General features: G+C 67.9%; 16 protein-coding genes and 1 tRNA gene. 12 read left to right on the forward strand and 5 right to left on the reverse strand.

Features of this window, described 5'->3' with window-relative positions; translation table 11 throughout:
* The first annotated feature begins 505 nt into the window (after positions 1-505).
* The 3 genes from GPA27_RS24745 to GPA27_RS24755 are packed head-to-tail and all read left to right on the forward strand — an operon-like array spanning position 506 to position 1,912.
* Positions 506-997 carry a flavodoxin family protein gene (locus GPA27_RS24745; RefSeq protein ID WP_169143101.1) on the forward strand — a complete coding sequence of 164 codons (492 nt, stop codon included), beginning with the start codon at positions 506-508 and terminating at the stop codon, positions 995-997.
* 49 nt (positions 998-1,046) lie between these two features.
* Positions 1,047-1,406 (forward strand): arsenate reductase (glutaredoxin), encoded by a 360-nt coding sequence (gene arsC / locus GPA27_RS24750; RefSeq protein ID WP_169143102.1) that lies wholly within the window; start codon positions 1,047-1,049, stop codon positions 1,404-1,406.
* A gap of 29 nt (positions 1,407-1,435) precedes the next feature.
* Positions 1,436-1,912, forward strand: a complete 477-nt coding sequence (locus tag GPA27_RS24755) for a hypothetical protein (RefSeq protein WP_169143103.1) — start codon at positions 1,436-1,438, stop codon at positions 1,910-1,912.
* On the opposite strand, the gene GPA27_RS24760 is transcribed toward GPA27_RS24755, so the two are convergent.
* Complete coding sequence (locus GPA27_RS24760) at positions 1,909-2,307, reverse strand: hypothetical protein (RefSeq protein WP_169143104.1); 399 nt, start codon at positions 2,305-2,307, stop codon at positions 1,909-1,911. The genes GPA27_RS24755 and GPA27_RS24760 overlap by 4 nt on opposite strands.
* A gap of 201 nt (positions 2,308-2,508) precedes the next feature.
* On the opposite strand from GPA27_RS24760, the gene GPA27_RS24765 reads away from it, so the two are divergent.
* Positions 2,509-2,593 (forward strand) — tRNA-Leu (locus GPA27_RS24765).
* A 211-nt stretch (positions 2,594-2,804) separates the two neighbouring features.
* Here GPA27_RS24765 and ald read toward each other — a convergent pair.
* A complete protein-coding gene (ald, locus tag GPA27_RS24770; protein ID WP_169143105.1) occupies positions 2,805-3,893 on the reverse strand; it encodes an alanine dehydrogenase in 1,089 nt (362 codons plus the stop codon).
* Between the two features lie 270 nt (positions 3,894-4,163).
* On the opposite strand from ald, the gene GPA27_RS24775 reads away from it, so the two are divergent.
* The 3 genes from GPA27_RS24775 to GPA27_RS24785 all read left to right on the forward strand — a co-directional run bounded on the left by GPA27_RS24775 (position 4,164) and on the right by GPA27_RS24785 (position 7,961).
* A complete protein-coding gene (locus tag GPA27_RS24775) occupies positions 4,164-5,321 on the forward strand; it encodes an HD-GYP domain-containing protein (RefSeq protein ID WP_169143106.1) in 1,158 nt (385 codons plus the stop codon).
* 11 nt (positions 5,322-5,332) lie between these two features.
* Positions 5,333-5,743 carry a bacteriohemerythrin gene (locus GPA27_RS24780; RefSeq protein ID WP_169143107.1) on the forward strand — a complete coding sequence of 137 codons (411 nt, stop codon included), beginning with the start codon at positions 5,333-5,335 and terminating at the stop codon, positions 5,741-5,743.
* Between the two features lie 136 nt (positions 5,744-5,879).
* Positions 5,880-7,961: a diguanylate cyclase gene (locus GPA27_RS24785; RefSeq protein ID WP_169143108.1), complete on the forward strand. Its 2,082-nt coding sequence runs from the start codon at positions 5,880-5,882 to the stop codon at positions 7,959-7,961.
* Positions 7,962-7,971: 10 nt separating this feature from the next.
* Here the strand turns inward: GPA27_RS24785 and GPA27_RS24790 are convergent, their stop codons facing one another.
* Positions 7,972-8,883, reverse strand: coding sequence for a LysR family transcriptional regulator (locus GPA27_RS24790; RefSeq protein WP_169143109.1), 912 nt, complete (start codon positions 8,881-8,883; stop codon positions 7,972-7,974).
* A 355-nt stretch (positions 8,884-9,238) separates the two neighbouring features.
* Between GPA27_RS24790 and GPA27_RS24795 the strand changes: the two genes are divergently transcribed.
* From GPA27_RS24795 to GPA27_RS24810, 4 genes are all read left to right on the forward strand, one after another.
* Entirely contained in the window at positions 9,239-10,426 is a 1,188-nt protein-coding gene (locus tag GPA27_RS24795; protein ID WP_169143110.1) for an acyl-CoA dehydrogenase, read from the forward strand.
* Between the two features lie 297 nt (positions 10,427-10,723).
* A complete protein-coding gene (locus GPA27_RS24800; RefSeq protein ID WP_169143111.1) occupies positions 10,724-11,884 on the forward strand; it encodes a sensor histidine kinase in 1,161 nt (386 codons plus the stop codon).
* On the forward strand, positions 11,881-12,312 hold the full coding sequence (locus tag GPA27_RS24805) for a response regulator (protein ID WP_169143112.1): 432 nt from the start codon (positions 11,881-11,883) through the stop codon (positions 12,310-12,312). Before GPA27_RS24800 ends, GPA27_RS24805 begins: the two co-directional genes overlap by 4 nt.
* A complete protein-coding gene (locus GPA27_RS24810; protein ID WP_256223112.1) occupies positions 12,285-15,668 on the forward strand; it encodes an EAL domain-containing protein in 3,384 nt (1,127 codons plus the stop codon). The genes GPA27_RS24805 and GPA27_RS24810 overlap by 28 nt, the downstream gene beginning before the upstream one ends.
* Position 15,669: 1 nt before the next feature.
* Here the strand turns inward: GPA27_RS24810 and GPA27_RS24815 are convergent, their stop codons facing one another.
* Together GPA27_RS24815 and GPA27_RS24820 are read right to left on the reverse strand one after the other, a co-directional pair.
* A complete protein-coding gene (locus GPA27_RS24815; protein WP_169143113.1) occupies positions 15,670-16,638 on the reverse strand; it encodes a recombination-associated protein RdgC in 969 nt (322 codons plus the stop codon).
* A 104-nt stretch (positions 16,639-16,742) separates the two neighbouring features.
* Positions 16,743-17,213, reverse strand: coding sequence for an SRPBCC family protein (locus tag GPA27_RS24820; RefSeq protein WP_169143114.1), 471 nt, complete (start codon positions 17,211-17,213; stop codon positions 16,743-16,745).
* 88 nt (positions 17,214-17,301) lie between these two features.
* On the opposite strand from GPA27_RS24820, the gene GPA27_RS24825 reads away from it, so the two are divergent.
* Positions 17,302-18,018: a pseudouridine synthase gene (locus GPA27_RS24825; protein WP_211165219.1), complete on the forward strand. Its 717-nt coding sequence runs from the start codon at positions 17,302-17,304 to the stop codon at positions 18,016-18,018.
* Positions 18,019-18,551 lie beyond the last annotated feature (533 nt).

An 18,551-nucleotide genomic window follows, 5' to 3' on the forward strand; every position in this document is an offset into this window, starting at 1 on the left:
CGTGCTCCTGTCGAAGACGAGGCCGATTGCCTCATCTCCAACTTGGCAGAGCACTGCCTATAAAACCCGGGACGCCATGACCGTACGGAGCGGTTCAGCATGCCCTACCGCGCGAGCGGTTTAGTCCTTGGCCGACCAGCCGACACTGGGGTTTCAACGTCGCCATCCCTGACTCGCGCATGAGTTATCGAGGGGGACAGTATGCGTATTGCGGTTAGCGGGGAGAATTGCGCGAAGGTGATAGGTGTGTGGGCCGGCGGATCGATGATCCTGGGACCGCACATTGCTTACGGCGCGGGAATTCGACCAGGCCGGGTCCCATCGCGGCAGTGCGAGGCAATTCACGTTGCGAGCGCCCGGCTCTTCATTTTGCACCAGCGCCTGACCCCGTAACTCGTTCAGCTTGCGTCGGACGGCGCCTCCCCGGCCGCGCAGAGGGCGGAGGCTGTTAAGCTGTCTGGCGCAGACCCGGCGACTGGCTGGCGTTGTCGAACAGGCTCCCCGCATGAAGACCCTGCTGATCATCTATCACACCATGACCGGCGGCACGCTGCAGATGGCGCGCGCCGCGGCCGATGGTGCGACGGCGGAGGGGTCGGTCGCGGTGAGACTGTTGCATGCGAACGAGGTCAGCCCCGACGACGTCCTGGCCGCCGACGGCTATATCTTCGCGACGCCGGAGAACCTTGCCGCGATTTCGGGGCAGATGAAGGACTTCTTCGATCGTACCTATTATCCCGCGCTGGACCGCATCAATGGCCGCCCCTACGCCACGCTCGTGTGTGCGGGCAGCGACGGCAGCAATGCGGCACGGCAGATCGAGCGCATCGCAACGGGGTGGCGGCTGAAGGCGGTCGCGCCGCCCTTGATCGTCTGCACGCATGCGCAGACGCCCGAGGCGATCCTTCGACCGAAACACATCGAGGCCGACGACCTCAGGCGCTGCGAAGAGCTGGGTGCCGGAACGGCAGCGGGGTTGGCGCTGGGGATTTTCTGAAGACAGTACAATCCTGCCGTCCAGATCCAATCCCGTGAGCGTGTCCGCGATGACCGACGTGACCATCTACCATAACCCGCGCTGCGGCAATTCGCGCGGTGCCTTGCAGATCCTGCGCGAGCACGGCATCGAGCCGCGTGTCGTCGAGTACCTGAAGACACCGCCGGGCCGCGACGAACTGCGGGGCCTGATCGAGGCCAGCGGCCTCACGGTGCGCGAGATCATGCGCGACAAGGAAGCCGTCTTCGCCGAGCTCGGCCTCGGTTCGCCCGAGCGCAGCGACGAGGACTTGATCGACGCGATGCTCGCACATCCGATCCTGATCAACCGCCCGATCGTGGTGACACCGCTGGGCACCCGGCTCTGCCGGCCGCCCGAGCGGGTGCGCGAGATCCTGCCGCCGGCCTAGGAACGGCGCTCCCCGCCGCCACTACTGCGATGCGTGCCGTATGGATCTCCGGCCTGACCGCGCTGGCGCTGCTCGCCGGTTTCTTCTGGTATCTCGCGCCGCTGGACCCCGGCGCTCTGGCGCTTCAGTTCGCGTTCACGCCCAGGGCGTTCGGGCAGATCATCCACTTCTGGTCGCCGGACGACCTCGCGCGTTACCGCATCCATCTGGCGGTGGACGTCGCGTTGCTGCTCGCCTACGGACTGTTCGGCTATCTGTACGCGACGCGGGCCGGCGTGTTCGCTGCCCGTGCGCCTGCGTTCCGGCACGTTCTCGCGTGGCTGCTGCCGGTCGCGGCATGCCTCGACGCGCTGGAGAATGTGCTGCACTGGTGGCTCACGGAGGTGCCGCGCTTCGGCGTCGCGCCGCTGTACGCGCTGTCGGGTGGCGCGTCGTCGCTGAAGTGGCTGCTGATCCTGGGATTCGGGCTGCTGAGCGTGTATGCGCTGTATCGCGCGGACGACTAGCCGCGCTCGAACTGCACGCGGCAGTCGCCGCGCCCGCCGCACATCACCGCGTCCGCGAGCTGCTCGACCGCCTCCATGTTGTGCGCGTAGTTGTGCAGGGGGATGCGCACGGTGCGGCTGGCGAGCTGTGCGGGATCCTGGCTGATCACATGCACGAGGGCCGGCAGCGGCCGGCGGGTGCGCCCGTTCGTCGGCACCAGCCACGATACCGTGGATTCGGCGGTCGCTTCGCCGATCGGCGAGGGCGCGGTCAGCAGGCGGCACAGCACGGATGCCGACCCGTCGTACCAGCACTCCCACACCGTTTCGATGCCGGTTGCGGCGGCGCCGCCGGACGCAACGATGCCGCTCGCAAGCGCTAAAAGACCAGCAAGATACGCTTTCTGCTTATCCATTTAATGCCACTCCGATATCTGGAGGGCATTCTACTATCACCATGACACGGATCGCGGTAATCCCTCACGGCCGGCCGGGGCTTCGCGCCCCGCGATGCGTCATGCGCTAACGATTGACGCGCCCCCGGCATCCCGGGCTATAATCCGCGCCCTTCCGCAGTCATTGCAGTCCGCCACGAGCGGCCGCAGCAACGCGATGAAGCCTTGGTGGTGAAATTGGTAGACACGCTATCTTGAGGGGGTAGTGTCGAAAGACGTGCGAGTTCGAGTCTCGCCCAAGGCACCATTCAGAAGTCCGAAGCAGTCCGATTGAGGCCAGCAATCCCGTGCAGCACGAGGGTTCTGGCCTTTTTCACGTCTACGGCCTGCGCCGCCTCGCGCGCGGGCATCGGGCGCTTCCGGGCGCTTCCGGGGGCATCCGCGGGGGCACGCGGCGCTCCGCCGCCGCCCGATGCCCCCACACCTACATTATTCACCCCTACGTTCCCCCCTCACACTCACGCCGCCGCGAAGGCCTCGGCGACCGCCGGGCAGACGATGCGCCCGGCGTCGATGTTCACCCCTGCGGCGAGATGCGGATCCTCCGCGGTCGCGAGCTGCCAGCCCTTGTCGGCGAGGGCGAGCACGAAGGGCAGGGTAGCGCTGTTGAGGGCGAAGGTGGAGGTGCGCGCGACCGCGCCGGGCATGTTGGCGACGCAGTAGTGCACGATGCCGTCGACGATGTAGGTCGGGTCGGCGTGGGTGGTGGGGTGGCTGCTCTCGAAGCAGCCGCCCTGGTCGATCGAGACGTCGACCAGCACGGAGCCGGGTTGCATGCGCGCCAGCCACTCGCGCGGCACGAGACGGGGCGTGCGCGCGCCGGGCAACAGCGCGGCGCCGATGGTGAGGTCGGCCTTCAGCACCAGCGACTCGATCGCGCCGCCGGTCGCGTGGCGGGTACGGATGCGCCCGGCGAAGAGTTCGTCAAGACGGCGCAGGCGGTCGAGCGAGGGGTCGGCGACGGTGACGTCGGCACCCAGCCCGACGGCCATGCGCGCGGCGTTGTAGCCGACCACGCCGCCGCCGAGGATCACGACGCGCGCGGGCGCGACGCCGGGAACGCCGCCGAGCAGCACGCCGGAGCCGCCGTGCGGCTTCTCGAGGCAGCTCGCGCCGGCCTGGATCGACATGCGTCCGGCGACCTCGCTCATCGGCGCGAGCAGCGGCAGGCCGCCCGTAGGGCTGGTGACGGTCTCGTAGGCGATCGCGGTCGCCCCGGATGCGAGCAGCAGGCGCGTCTGCTGCGGGTCGGCGGCGAGGTGCAGGTAGGTGAATAGCACCTGGCCCGGCCGCAGCAGCGCGCATTCCTGCGGCTGCGGTTCCTTGACCTTGACGACGAGTTCGGCGCGGGCATAGACCTCGTCCGCGCTATCGACGACTTCCGCGCCTTCGGCACGGTACTGCTCGTCGGCCAGGCCGATCGCCGCACCGGCGCCGCTCTGCACCACGACGCGATGACCGTGGGCGAGCAGTTCGCGCACGCTGTGCGGCGTTGCGCCGACCCGGTATTCGTGCGTCTTGATTTCCTTCGGGATGCCGATTTGCATGATCGAGGGTCCGTTGCAACGCAGGCGGCCCGCCTGCGGGAACCGTCGATGATGAACGCGTTGGTGCCGGCCTGTCATGCCGCAGCACAGCATGCGTGCGAATGCCCGCCCGCGGCGTCTGTGGCACTATAACGAAGGTGCTATACGTCCTCGCGCCGTGGCGCGCCATGACGTGATTTGCGGTTTTTGTTTTCATTCCACCGGATTGCCTGCTAGCCTGTCGGCATCACAGGAACGATCCGACCGACCACAAGCTGTCACTCGACGAAAATGACACCTCGGCAAGGTTTCGAACGCGTCTCGCCCAACGACATCCGCCTCGGCGAGCCGCTGCCCTACGCGGTGTACGACGGTGCCGGGATGCTGCTGCTGCAGGCCGGTTTCGTCATCAACACCGCGAAGCAGCGCGACGTGCTGATCGCCAACGGCTGCTTCATCGGCCACGACGCGCGCCACGCCAAGCCCGCGCATCCTCCACTGCCGGTGGCGGCGGTGAGCGAGGAGCACAGCTCCTTCGAGATGTTCGACCTGCTCAAGCTGCGCCTCAAGCGCACCTTCGACCTGTACAAGAACGGCAGCCTGGGTAGCGAATTCGTGCCGCGCATCGAGGGCATCGCGCTGACGATCCAGGAGGCGTGCACGCACGACACCGACTCGGCGCTGGCCAACCTGCATCTCGACTACGACAGCTCCTACGCGGTGATCCACCACCTGCAGGCGGCGATGTTGTGCGAGCTGATCGGCAAGAAGCTGGGCGTGCCGGACGAATCGCGCCTGCCGCTGATCAAGGCCGGCCTCACGCACGACATCGGGCTGCTCGACATCCAGGACATGCTCGACCAGCAGATCGAGCCGCTGACCCCGTTGCAGCGCGAGCGCATCAACCGCCACCCGATCGACAGCGAATCCATCCTCGCGGGCCTCGGCGTGCGCGAGAAAACCTGGCTCGACCCGGTGCGCCACCACCACGAACGGCTCGACGGCACGGGCTACCCCGACCACAGCTCGGGCGACGCGATCAGCCTGCCGACGCGGGTGCTGGCGATCGCCGACATCTACAGCGCGATGGTGCGCGACCGCCCTTACCGCAAGGCGATGGTGTCGACCGAGGCGATGCGCAAGCTGATGCTGGAGCAGGGCTCGGCCACCGACAGCCGCCTGATCGGCATGATGATCAAGGAGATCGGCGTGTTCCCGCCGGGTGCGACCGTGCGCCTCGCGAACGGCGAGATCGCGGTCGTGAAGAAGCGCACGGCGAACACCGCCTGTCCGCAGGTATTTTCCTTCGTCCGCGCCGACGGCATGCCGATGCTGACCCCGACGCAGCGCGACACCGCGCAAGAGGGCTGCCGCATCGAGGGCATGGTGCCATTTTCCAGCCACCGCGGCTCGGTCGTGGTGCTGCGCGGCCTGTGGAACCGCCACTGAGGACGAACCCGATGAACCGCTTCGAATGGAAGCCCGAATACTCCGTAGACGACGCCGAGATCGACCGCCAGCATGCGGAACTGATCGCGATCATCAACGAACTCGCCGGCCAGCTGCACGGCGAGGGTCCGTCGGACGGGGCGCGCAGCGTCTTCGATCACCTCGCGCATTACGTGACGACGCATTTCGCCTACGAGGAGGAACGCATCACGCGCGCCGGCTACCCCGACGACAAGGTCGCCGCGCACCAGGCCGAGCACAACGCGATCCTGCGCCAGCTGCAGGAATTCGAGCGCGTGTTCGCAAGCGGCGACGCCGCGGCGCTGCAGGCGATGATGCCCTTCCTCTACGGCGACTGGCTGATCCATCACATCTGCGGCACCGACAAGGAATACGTGCCCTACCTCACGGCCGCGCGCTGAAGCGGCGGCGGGGCGCGCGCGCGAGCGCCCAAAGCGGGCAGTCCTGCGACGCCGGCACACGGCCCGTTCATGACAAGTCGATCGGGAGCGGACTAGAATGGGCTGCTAACCCGTCCCTTGCGCGGTTCCTATCGCCATGCTCCGCATCCCTGACCGCTTCTACTGGGTGCTTCCGCTCGGGGCATGGACGCTGCTGATCCTGCTGTCCCTCGGCCTGGCGCTGTACCAGAGCCAGAACGCCGCGTTCGCGACGGCACGCCAGCAAGGCCGCGACATCTTCCACATGATCGAGGCGATGCGCCTGTGGAATTCACGGGCCGGCGGCGTGTTCGTGCGCCAGAGCGAGATGACGCCGCCGAACAAGTACCTCGAACTGCCCGAACGCGACCCCGTCACCACTTCCGGCATCGCCCTCACCACCATCAATCCGGCCTACATGACGCGCCAGATGGCCGGCGTCATCGAGAGCGAGAGCGGGATCCTCATCCACATCACCAGCCTACGCCCGATCAATCCGGGCAACGTCGCCGACCCGTGGGAGGTTCAGGCGCTGCAGGCCTTCGAGAAGGGCGACGAGAAGGAACGCAGCGAAATCCTCCACTCCAGCAGGAAACCGCTGATCCGCTATATGGCGCCGCTGTTCGTGCGCAAGGAATGCCTGGAGTGCCACCAGAAGCAGAATTACAGCGTCGGTGACGTGCGCGGCGGCATCAGCGTGTCGATCCCGGCGACGGACTTCGTCGCACGGCTCGACGCGTCGCGCCGCCAGCTGGTGATCACGCACGTCGGCGTGTGGGCGCTGGTCGCGCTGATGCTGACGATCTACCTGCGCCAGTATCGCGTGCAGTGGACCAGCCTCAAGACCCTCACCGCGACCCTCGAAGACCGCGTGCGCGAGCGCACCGCCAAGCTGGAAGAGGAAACCGCCGCGCACCGCGCCAGCGAGCTGGAGGCGCGGCAGCACCATCAGCGCTTCCTCGACCTCGTGAACACCACCGACGGCATCGTGTGGGAAGCCGATGCCCGGACCTTCGTGTTCGCCTTCGTCAGCCGCAAGGCCGAGAGCCTGCTCGGCTACCCGGTCGAGGACTGGCAGACGCCCGGCTTCTGGGTCGCGCACCTGCACCCCGAAGACCGCGAATGGGCGCCGGAATACTGCGCCTCATGCACCGGCCGGCTCGAGCCGCACCGCTTCGAATACCGCTTCATGGCGAAAGACGGGCGGGTCGTGTGGCTGGAGGACATCGTCACGGTGGTCGCCGAGAACGGCGAGCCGAAGCTGTTGCGCGGCCTGATGGTCGATATCACCGCGCGCCGCGAGGCCGAACTCGAAGTGCGTCACCTCACGCAACGCCTGACGCTGGCGACGCGCGCGGCGCACATCGGCATCTGGGAATACGAACCGCACAGCGGCAAGGTCGTGTGGGACAGCACGATGCACGAACTCTTCGGCCTGAGCCCGGACGAATTCAGCGGCCGCTTCGACGACGTGCTGGCGCTGGTCCTGCCCGAAGACGTGCCGCACCTCACCAAGCTGATCGACGAGACCCTGCGCACCGGCAGCGACTTCGTCACGACCTTTCGCATCCTGCGCCACGGCACCGAGATCCACCATATCGACGCCCAGGCGGTACTGGTGCCCGGGAACGGCCACCAGCCGGTACGCATGATCGGCGTCAATCGCGACGTCACCGAGCGCAAGCGCAACGAGCAGGAGCTGCTGCGCCTGGCGACCACCGACGTGCTCACCGGCTGCTACAACCGCGGCTATCTGCAGCGCATGCTGGAACTGGAGATCGACCGCGCGCGGCGCCACGGTGACGAACTGTCGCTCCTGATGTACGACCTCGACCGCTTCAAGAGCATCAACGACACTTGGGGCCACGGCGTCGGCGACGCCGTGCTGGCGCACGGCGCGGCGGTCGTGCGCGACACGATACGCCGCACCGACACGCTCGCGCGCTGGGGCGGCGAGGAGTTCATGGTGCTGTGCCCGCACACCTCGACCACGGACGCGAAGGTGCTCGGCGAGCGTGTGCAGCAGGCGCTGCGCGAGCATCCGACGCCGCCCGCGGGCGTCGTCACGGCGAGCATCGGTGTCGTCACGCTGCGCCCCACGGACGACCCCGACACCCTGCTCAAGCGCGCCGACGACCTGATGTACCGCGCCAAGCAGTCGGGCCGCGACCGCGTCTGCTGCGACGCGGACGAGGCCTGAAGACCCGCGCTCACTCCAGCCCGGTGGCGCTCCGGTACGCGGCCGCCGCGTCCACCAGCCAGTCGCGGAAGGCCGCCAGCGAAGCGGTCTCCGCCTTGCGTTCGGGGATGATCAGGTAATAGGCCTTGGCGCTGAGATAGACGTGGTTGCAAGGAATCACCAGGCGACCGCTGTCGAGTTCCTCGCGGATCAGGAAGGGCGGAATCAGCGCGATCCCCATGTCCTGCATTGCCGCCTGCGCCAGCATCGAGAACAGCTCGTAGCGCGTGCCGGTCATGTCGTGCGCGACCTGCAGCCCCAGGGATCCGAACCAATCGCGCCAGCCATACGGCCGCGTCGACTGCTGCAGCAATGGAAACGTCGCAATCTCGTCCGGCGCGAGCGCGGTGCGTCCCTGCAGCATGCGCGGACTGCACACCGGCGTGGCGTTCTCGCGCATCAGGAAATGCGCCTCGGTGCCGGGCCAGCCGGCGTCGCCGAAGTACAGCGCGGCGTCGAACTCGGTTTCGGCGAACAGGAAGGGGCGCGTGCGGTTGTTCATGTTGACGGTGACGTCGGGATGGCGCGCGAGGAACTCGCCCAGCCGCGGCAGCAGCCAGCGTGTCGCGAAGGTCGGCATCACCGCGAGTTCGATGGTCGCGCCGCGGCCGTGGTGGGCCATCACCGACAAGGTGTCGCGTTCCATCGCGTCGAGGCGCGCGCTGATCTGGCGGCTGTAGGACAGGCCCGCCTCGGTGAGCGTGACGCCGCGCTTGGTGCGGCGGAAGAGGCGCAGCCCGAGGAAGTCCTCGAGCGAGGCGATCTGGCGGCAGATCGCGCTCTGCGTGAGCGCGAGCTCCTCGGCCGCGCGCGTGAAGCTCTCATGCCGCGCGGCACGCTCGAAGGCGAGCAGGGCGGCGGTGCTGGGAATCTTGCGGCGCATCGATATCTCCCGAAAAGTGCGCAATCCGCATGACAGGGTGAGCCGTAGCGCGGGAGGAGCGCAGCGTATCCCGCCACAACCGCGAAGGGATCGTCCGCCCTGCCCGCGGCAAACGACCCCTTCATCTCTCGCAATCGATGTCGTACGGCCTCAGACGCCGCATGGCGGGATACGCTGCGCTCCTCCCGCCCGACTTGTTCGGCGCCAATCCCAGCTTCTCTCGAAGTGCGCTTTACGCACAAGCTACCACGAAATTTTCGTTTGTCGCGACGCGCTGCACTGACTACAGTTCAGTCACCGAGCAGAGCCGGGTGGTCCCGGCCCACGACCAAACGCCGCATTGAGGAGATTCGACATGGCAACGAACCGCGTGACTTTCGACTGGGCCGACCCCCTGTATCTCGACAGCCAGCTCACCGACACCGAGCGCATGGTGCGCGACAGCGCCCGCGCCTACTCCCAGGAGCGCCTGCTGCCGCGCGTGCAGGAAGCCTTCCGCCACGAAAAGACCGACCCGGCGATCTTCCGCGAGATGGGCGAACTGGGCCTGCTCGGACCGACCATCCCCGAGCAGTATGGCGGCGCCGGCATGAACTACGTCGCCTACGGCCTGATCGCGCGTGAAGTCGAACGCGTCGATTCCGGCTACCGCTCGATGATGAGCGTGCAGAGCTCGCTCGTGATGGTGCCGATCAACGAATTCGGCTCCGAGGAAACCAAGCAGAAGTACCTGCCCAAGCTCGCGACCGGCGAATGGATCGGCTGCTTCGGCCTGACCGAACCCAACCACGGCTCCGACCCCGGCAGCATGGTCACCCGCGCCAGGAAAGTCGACGGCGGCTACAGCCTGTCGGGCGCCAAGATGTGGATCACCAACAGCCCGATCGCCGACGTGTTCGTCGTGTGGGCCAAGGATGATGAAGGCCAGATCCGCGGCTTCGTGCTGGAGAAGGGCTGGAAGGGCCTGTCCGCCCCAGCGATCCACGGCAAGGTCGGCCTGCGCGCCTCGATCACCGGCGAGATCGTCATGGACGAGGTGTTCTGCCCCGAAGAGAACGCCTTCCCGACCGTGCGCGGCCTCAAGGGTCCCTTCACCTGCCTGAACTCGGCCCGCTACGGCATCGCCTGGGGCGCACTCGGCGCCGCGGAAGCGTGCTACGAAACCGCGCGCCAGTACACGATGGACCGCAAGCAGTTCGGCCGCCCGCTCGCCGCCAACCAGCTGATCCAGAAGAAGCTCGCCGACATGCTGACCGAGATCACGCTGGGCCTGCAGGGCTGCCTGCGCCTGGGCCGCCTCAAGGACGAGGGCAACGCGCCGGTCGAACTGACCTCGATCATGAAGCGCAACTCCTGCGGCAAGTCGCTCGACATCGCCCGCGTCGCCCGCGACATGCTCGGCGGCAACGGCATCTCGGACGAGTTCTGCATCGCGCGCCACCTGGTGAACCTCGAAGTGGTGAACACCTACGAGGGCACGCATGACATCCACGCGCTGATCCTCGGCCGCGCCATCACCGGCCTCGCCGCGTTCTCGAACTGAGTTCCGTGCCCTCGCCGGCCCGGCACCGACCTCAGGCGGGTCGGGCGCTGGGGCAGGGCGACGACCCCGGCCACCGGGGTTCCTTCTTCCTCCGGGACGCGACCGGGCAGCATCCGCCGGTCGCGGCTCATCCCTCCGCGCGACACACAGCGCCCAAATTACCCGATTCCGGCACACCGGCGGCATTGGCGCGGAACACTCCACAGCATCCGCCGGGCAGGGCGGTAAAATCCTCCGACAAGCAGCCCGGGCGCCCCGCACTGGCGGTCCCGCGACGCGCCAGGCCGGAGGAACACGATGGAAAAACCGACGGATGCGACCGCCACGTGCAACGCGACGGACGCCGCCCGCATCACCGCGCTGATCAACCGCTCGCCGGTGGTGGCGATCGAGTGGCATAACCAGCCCGGTTGGCCGGTCAGCTTCGTCAGCGACGGCGTCGCACAGTGGGGCTACGGCCGCGACGACTTCATCTCGGGCAGGATCCAGTACGCCGACCTGATCCACGCCGACGACCGCCCGCGCATCGAGCGCGACGTCGCCGAACACCTCGCCAACGGGCCGGACGACTACCGGCAGGAATACCGCATCCGCACCGCCTCCGGCACGTGGGTGTGGCTGGACGACCGCACCTGGCTCACGCGCGACGAACACGGCGCCGTGACCGAGATCCACGGCGTGCTGCTCGACATCACCGCGACCAAGGCCGCCGAGGCCGAGGTGCGCCGCCTCAACGCCACGCTGGAAGACCGCGTCGCCGAACGCACCGCGCAGCTGCAGGCCGCCAACCAGGAACTGCGGTCCTTCTCCTACACCGTCTCGCACGACCTCAAGGCGCCGCTGCGCGGCATCGAGGGCTACAGCCAGCTGCTGCTCGAACAATACCGCGATCGCCTCGACGAGGACGGCCGCCACTTCCTGATGAGCATCCGGCGCGGCGCGCTGACCATGCACGAGCTGATCGAGGACCTGCTCGCCTACTCGCGCATCGAACGCCAGGCGCTGGACATCCGCGCCGTCGATCTGCCCGCCGCCGTGCAGGGCGTGCTTGACGGTTTCGCGCACGAGATCCAGACACGCGGCATCGAGGTCGTCGTGCAGGCGCTGCCGCCGCAGATCCGCACCGATCCGAGCGGGCTCACGCTGGTGCTGCGCAACCTCATCAGCAACGCCCTCAAGTTCACCCGCAGCGCGCCCGCACCGCGCATCACGATAGATGCGTACCGGCATGACCGTCACATCGTCCTGACGGTGGCCGACAACGGCGTGGGCTTCGACATGAAGTATCATGATCGCATCTTCGAGATATTCCAGCGTCTGCATCGCGCCGAAGACTATCCCGGCACCGGCATAGGGCTCGCGCTGGTACGCAAGGCGCTGCGGCGCATGGGTGGAACGGTCTGGGCGGTCAGCGAACCGGGCCAGGGCGCGACCTTCCACGTGGAGCTTCGGCAATGACAGGCGAGCACGGCGGACGCAGCATCCTGCTGGTCGAGGACAATCCGGTCGACCTGGACCTCGCCCTGCGTGCCTTCGCGCGCCGCGGCCCGGACCGCAGGATCGAGGTCGCCCGCGACGGCGAGGAGGCGCTCGCCTACATCCGCCGCTGGGAGCAGGGACACCCGCCGCCGGCGCTGGTGCTGCTGGACATCAAGCTACCGCGCGTGAACGGGCTGGAGGTGCTGCGCCAGCTCAAGTCGCATCCGCGTTTCGGCTGCATCCCGGTGGTGATGCTCACGACCTCGGGCGAGGATGCCGACGTCGGCCAGGCCTACGAACTCGGTGCCAATTCCTACATCATCAAGCCGGTCAACTTCGCGCGCTTCATCGAGGTGACCGAACAGATCGAGCAATACTGGTGTCTGTTGAACGCACTTCCGAACTAGGCGGATTGCACGTCCTCTACGTCGAGGACAACACCGCCGACGCCGATCTCGCGCAGCGCGTGCTCGCGCGCGTCGCAGCGGACATCGTGCTGGACGTCGTGTCCACGCCGGCGGCGGCGCTGGCGCGGCTGGAAGGCCCCCTGCCCTACGATCTGCTCTTGTCGGACCTGAGACTGCCCGGCGGGTCGGGCCTCGAGCTGCTCGCCGAGGTGCGCCGGCGCCAGCTGCCGCTCGCCGTCGTGATGCTCACCGGCTCCGGCGACCAGGTCGCCGCGCTGGCAGCGCTGAAGGCCGGCGCCGACGGCTACGTGGTCAAGCGCGGCGACTACCTCGCGCAGCTGCCTGCGAGGCTGCGCGCCGCCTTCGCGCGCTTCCTTGCCGCCCCGGTGCGCCGCCTGCCGCCGCTGCACGTCCTGTACGGCGAACACGACAACCGCCGCGCGACGCTGACACGCCAGCACCTCGCCCACCACGTGCCGCACATCCGCCTCGACGTCGTCGCCGACGCCGCCGCGGTGCTCGCCGCCGTACCGTCCGACCCGGCGCAAGCGCCCGACTTCGACGTCCTGCTGCTCGACACCGGCATCGGCGGCATGGACGGACTCGAACTCGTGCGCGTGCTGCGCGAGCAGCGCGGGCTCACGCGCCCGATCGTGCTGGTGACCGGCAGCGGCGCCGAGGAGATCGCGGCTCAGGCGCTGAACGCCGGTGTAAACGACTGCATCGCGCGTTACGACGGCTATCTCAACGCCCTGCCGGCGACGCTCGAAAAAGTGCGCGAGCAGGCCGAACTGCTGCGCGAACGCGCCGAACTGCGGGCGACCAGCACGCACCTCGCCTACCTCATGTCCGCGAGCCCGGTCGTGCTGTACACGCTGCGCATGCACGACGGCAGCCTCGTCACGAACTGGGTCAGCGCGAACGTCGAACACCTCATCGGCGGTACCGTGGACGAGGTGCTCGCCCCCGGATGGTGGCTCGCGCACCTGCACCCGGCCGACCGCAAGGCGGTGCTCGACGCGCAGGCCGGCCTGCTGCGCGACGGCCACCTCGACCACGAGTACCGCTTCGTCGCCGACGACGGCCGCGTGATGTGGATCCGCGACCAGATGCGCGTGATGCGCGCGGACGACGATGCCCCCCTCGAAGTGGTCGGCACCTGGACCGACATCACCGCGCCGAAGCAGGCCGAACAGCTCAAGGCCGCGCGCGGTTCGGTGCTCAACCGCCTGGTCGCCGGCGACCCGCTGCCGGTGATCCTCGAGGACGTGGTGCAGCGCCTCGAACTGCTCGTTCCGCAGATGCGTGCGTCCATCCTGCTGCTCGACCCGACCACCGGCCGCCTCACGCACGGCGCCGCGCCGCAGCTGCCGGACTACTACCGCGACGCGGTCGAGCGCCTGCTGGCGCAGGAGGGCATGGGCTCCTGCGGCACGGCCGCCGCCCGCGGCGAGGCGGTGTTCGCCGCGGACGTGACGACGGACGTCAATTGGGTGCCGTTCCGCGACATCGCCGCGCGCGTCGGCTTCCGTGCCTGCTGGTCCTTCCCCATCCGCGACGCCGGCGGGTCGGTGCTCGGCACCTTCGCCGTGTACTTCGACACGCCGCGCGAGGAGGACGAGGCGCTTGTCGCGATCATCGACGAATTCACCGCGATCACCGCGCTGGCAGTGCAGAAAGTGCGCTCAAACGACGCATTGCGCCAATCCGCCGCGGTGATCGAGAGCACTCGTGACGGTGTCATGATCACCGACCTCGACCGGCGCATCGTCAGCGTGAACCGCGCGTGGTGCGAGATGACCGGGTTCTCGCGCGAGGAGGCGATCGGCTACGCGCCGCAACTGATGAAGTCCGGCCTGCAGAATGACGCCTTCTACCGCCGCATGTGGGCACAGATCACGCGCACCGGCGACTGGCAGGGGGAAATCTGGAACCGCCGCAAGAACGGCGAGCTGTACCCGCAGTGGCTCAGCATCAGCACCGTGCATGACGACGAGCGCCGGCCGACGCACTACGTCGGCGTCATGACCGACATCAGCAAGCTGAAGCAGTCCGAAGCCCAGCTCGAGCACCTCGCGCACTACGACCCGCTCACCGACCTGCCCAACCGCCTGCTCGTGCAGTCGCGCCTGGAGCACGGGATCGAGCGCGCCGCGCGCCAGGGCAGCCACATCGGCGTGCTGTTCATCGACCTCGACCGCTTCAAGACGATCAACGACAGCCTCGGCCACCACGCCGGCGACGACGCGCTGATCGCGATCGCACAGCGCCTGCGCGACTGCCTGCAGCGGGACGACACCTTGGCGCGCTGGGGCGGCGACGAGTTCCTCGTGGTCCTGGAAGACCTCTCCAAGCCGGACGAGGCCGCCCACGTCGCGCAGACCCTGATCGACCGGCTGCGCGATCCGCTGGAGCTCGCGGACGGCCAGCCGGTGTACGTCGGCGCCAGCATCGGCGTGAGCATGTATCCGCAGGACGCACGGACCGCGGCACCACTGATCCAGCATGCCGACACCGCCCTGAACCAGGCCAAGGCGCAGGGGCGCAACACCTACCGCTTCTTCACCGACGCGATGAGCGTGGAGGCGCAACGCCACCTGAGCCTGGAACGACGCCTGCGCCACGCGCTCGAGCACGAGCGCTTCGTGCTGCACTACCAGCCGCAGGTCGACATCGCCAGCGGCCGCATCGTCGGCTGCGAGGCGCTGCTGCGCTGGAACGATCCCGAGGAAGGCCTCGTCGCGCCGGGACGCTTCATCCCCTTCGCCGAGGAAAGCGGCCTGATCGTGCCGATCGGCGAGTGGGCGTTGCACTCCGCGTGCCGGCAGGCGCGACGCTGGGCCGACGCCGGCCTGCCGCCGCTGCGGGTGTCGGTGAACCTGTCGGCGCGCCAGCTGTGGCAGACCGAGCTGCCCGAGCGCATCGCCGCGATCCTGAAGAGCACCGGCCTGCCGCCGCAGGCGCTGGAACTCGAGCTCACCGAGAGCATGATCATGGGCCACGAGGCGCAGGCCGTCGAACGCCTCGGCCAGCTGCGCAGCATGGGCCTGCGCCTCGCGATCGACGACTTCGGCACCGGCTATTCCTCGCTGTCCTACCTGAAGAACCTGCCGATCGAGGTGCTCAAGATCGACCAGAGCTTCGTGCGCAACATCCCGCAGGACCGCAACGACATGGAGATCGCCGGCGGCATCATCGCGCTGGCGCGCAAGCTCAACCTCGACGTGACCGCCGAGGGCGTCGAGACCGCGGCCCAGCTCACCTTCCTCGCCGAACAGGGCTGCGACAGCTACCAGGGCTACCTGTTCAGCCGTCCGCTGCCGGCGGAGGAATTCGAGAAGCTGCTGACGCGCTGAGTCAGAACGGCGCGTCGCTCGCAGCCTCGGTGGCGAACGCGACACCCCCCGTGGCCGCCGGCGCCTCGCCGCCCTTCAGTTCCCCGCCCAGCGCCGCGACGACGGCCGGCAGCAGGCGCTGCAGCTCGCCGGTCATCAGCGCGAAGCCGGCGTCGAACAGCGCGCGCGCGTCCTCGGCACCCGCCTGGTCGAGGTTCTCCTTCACGACGTCGAGGAAGTCGAGGCGCTTGATCTCGAACTTCTCGGTCAGCACGAAGCTCACGCGCTCGTCGAAGGTCAGCGCGAGGCGCGTCGGCAGCTTGCCGGCGGTGAGGTGGCCGCGCACCTCGTCGCCTTCGAGCGGGTGGCGCACGTAGCGCACCGCGGCCTTGTCCTCGGTGACCGAACGCAGCTCGCAGTCCTGGTCGATCGTGAAGCCGGCCGGTGCCTCGCCGCCCGCGAGCCAGTCGGCCATCGCGCTGGTCGGCGACAGCTCCGTGCGCACCAGCGCGAGCGGCAGGGTGTCGAGGGTCTGGCGCAATACCTCCAGGACGTCCTCTGCACGGGCCTGGCTGGGCGCATCGATGCCCAGCCACCCCCCGATAGGGTCGATCCACGCAAAGGCCTTCCTGCGCCGTGTAAACGCGCGCGGCAGCAATTCCTGCAGAACCTGCTCGCGCAGATCCTTCATCTGCTTGCGCCCGGGCTTGTAGCCCTGCTGCTCGGCCAGCGCCTCGGCGCGTTCCTCGGCCTCCTGCTTGACCACCGACGAGGGCAGCAGCTTCTGCTCCACCCCCAGCGCGATCAGCCACTGGCCGCCGACGCGATGCACGAGGAATTCGTCACCGGTGGGCGAGAGCCAGCCGCGGGTTTCCTGGTCCTGGCTGCCGCAGGGCACGAAGCGCTTGCGCGCGAGCTGTTCCTCCAGGGCTTCGGCCGTCATCGTCCAGCCGGCGGGAACGCGATAGATCTGCAGGTTCTTGAACCACATGGGAAATTCGTCCGTGTTGCGGGTTGTTCGGGAAATTCGCGGAATATGCGCGTGAATTGCGGGCGGCGCTGGCGGAAGGCGTGCCGCGAGTGCCGGCGTGCACGCTACTGGATGCGGCCCGACTCGGCGATCATGCGGATCACGCGCAGGGTGTCGACGTCGGACTGGTGGTAGGCCGACTTGATGTATTCGACATAGGCGACATCGTCGCCGACGCCCTGTTCGGTCAGCGTCGTGCGGTAGTGGAAACGCAGCACGAGCGTGTCCGGGGCGGGCTCCTCGATGCCGATCGTGAGGCTGCCGCCGGCGTGCGTGTCGGTGCGTTCGGTGTCGAAACGCACCCATTCCATCGGCTGCAGCGTCACGCGGTCGCGGATCACCGCGCTGCCGAACCTGAGCTCGCGCACCAGCTCGGTGTCGCTGCGCGACAGGATCGTGCACGCCTCCAGGCCGGGCAGGAAGGGCCGCGAATCCTCGGCCCGGCACAGCAGGCCGAACCACAGCTCTTCGCGCGTGAGCGAGGCGACGAGCGGATTGTCCGGGTCATTCACGACCAGCAGATGTTCAAAATTCACCAGCAGGCTCCAAGTGCGGGGTCGATGCTCGGGTCGACCATGGTACCGGGGCGATAGTGTCCCACATGTTTCGGTTAGCATCCGACCCATGCAGATCGAACGACTACTCCATTCCCAGGGGTTCGGCAGCCGCAAGGAATGCCGCGCCCTGATCCGTGCCGGCCTGGTCGCTGTCGCAGGCCGGATCCTCGACAACCCCGCCGAAGACTTCGCGCCCGAAGGCCTCGAATTCAGCGTAGACGACGAAACCTGGGTCTATCGCGAAAAGGCCTACCTGATGCTGCACAAGCCCGCCGGCTACGAGTGCTCGCGCCACCCCCAGTTCCACCCCTCGGTGTTCGCGCTGCTGCCCGACATGCTGGCGAACCGCGACGTACAGTGCGTCGGGCGGCTCGACCAGGACACCACCGGGCTGCTGCTGCTCTCCGACGACGGCCAGTTCATCCATCGCTGGAGCTCGGGCAAGAAGCGCACGCCCAAGGTCTATGAGGTCACGACCAAGCATCCGGTAGACGATGCGCTGGTCGCGGCCTTGCTCGCGGGGGTCGAGCTCATCGACGAGCCGGCGCCGATCGCTGCGGCGGCCTGCCTGCAAACGGGGGAGCGGAGTCTAAGGCTCACGATCACCGAAGGCAAGTACCATCAGGTCAAGCGCATGCTCGGTGCCGCGGGCAACCGCGTCGAGGCCCTGCATCGCAGCGTCGTCGGCGGACTGGCCCTGCCCGGGGATCTCGCCGCGGGCGAATGGTGCTGGCTCGACGACGCCGACCTCACCCGACTCGCGACGTATTCCGAAGAAGCCTGAACACCGGCCCGCACCGGGCCATCCTGCACGGGCTGCGTCCGCAGCGCCCTTTTCCGGACCGTGCATTTCCCCCTCCCTGCAGTCCACGCTCCCCTTGTCCGAGGGGAGCGTCCCTTCCCGGGGGCACCCCGGCCGCCTTCCGCAGCCTTGTGTTTTGTTCTTCTGTATTTCTTTAAATTTAAAAGATAAAGAAGAAGATAGGCGGCAGATTTCTGTGGATAAGTGCTGGTCCGCCAATGCCAGCACGGTTTTCGGATTTGTAGAACCCCGTAGACAAGTGCCTGGTTCACCTGTGCACCGAATGTGACCCGTTTTGGCCGTTCGGGAATTTTCGCTCCTTGCCCACAAACGCTCCCTGTGCTCCTCCACGGACTTATCCACTGCGGAGCGGGTTTCGGGACTTGCCGGCGGTCATTGACACCGCATTGCGTGCTGCACGACCGCTCCCTCCCCTTCAAGGGGGCGGAGCAGGGGTTTCGTAGAGCACTGCTCCGCGCCTGCGGAACGGCGGAGCGTAGCGGAGACTCCCGGGG

The organism is Aromatoleum toluolicum, assembly GCF_012911005.2.
In the GTDB taxonomy this organism is placed as follows: Bacteria; Pseudomonadota; Gammaproteobacteria; order Burkholderiales; family Rhodocyclaceae; genus Aromatoleum; species Aromatoleum toluolicum.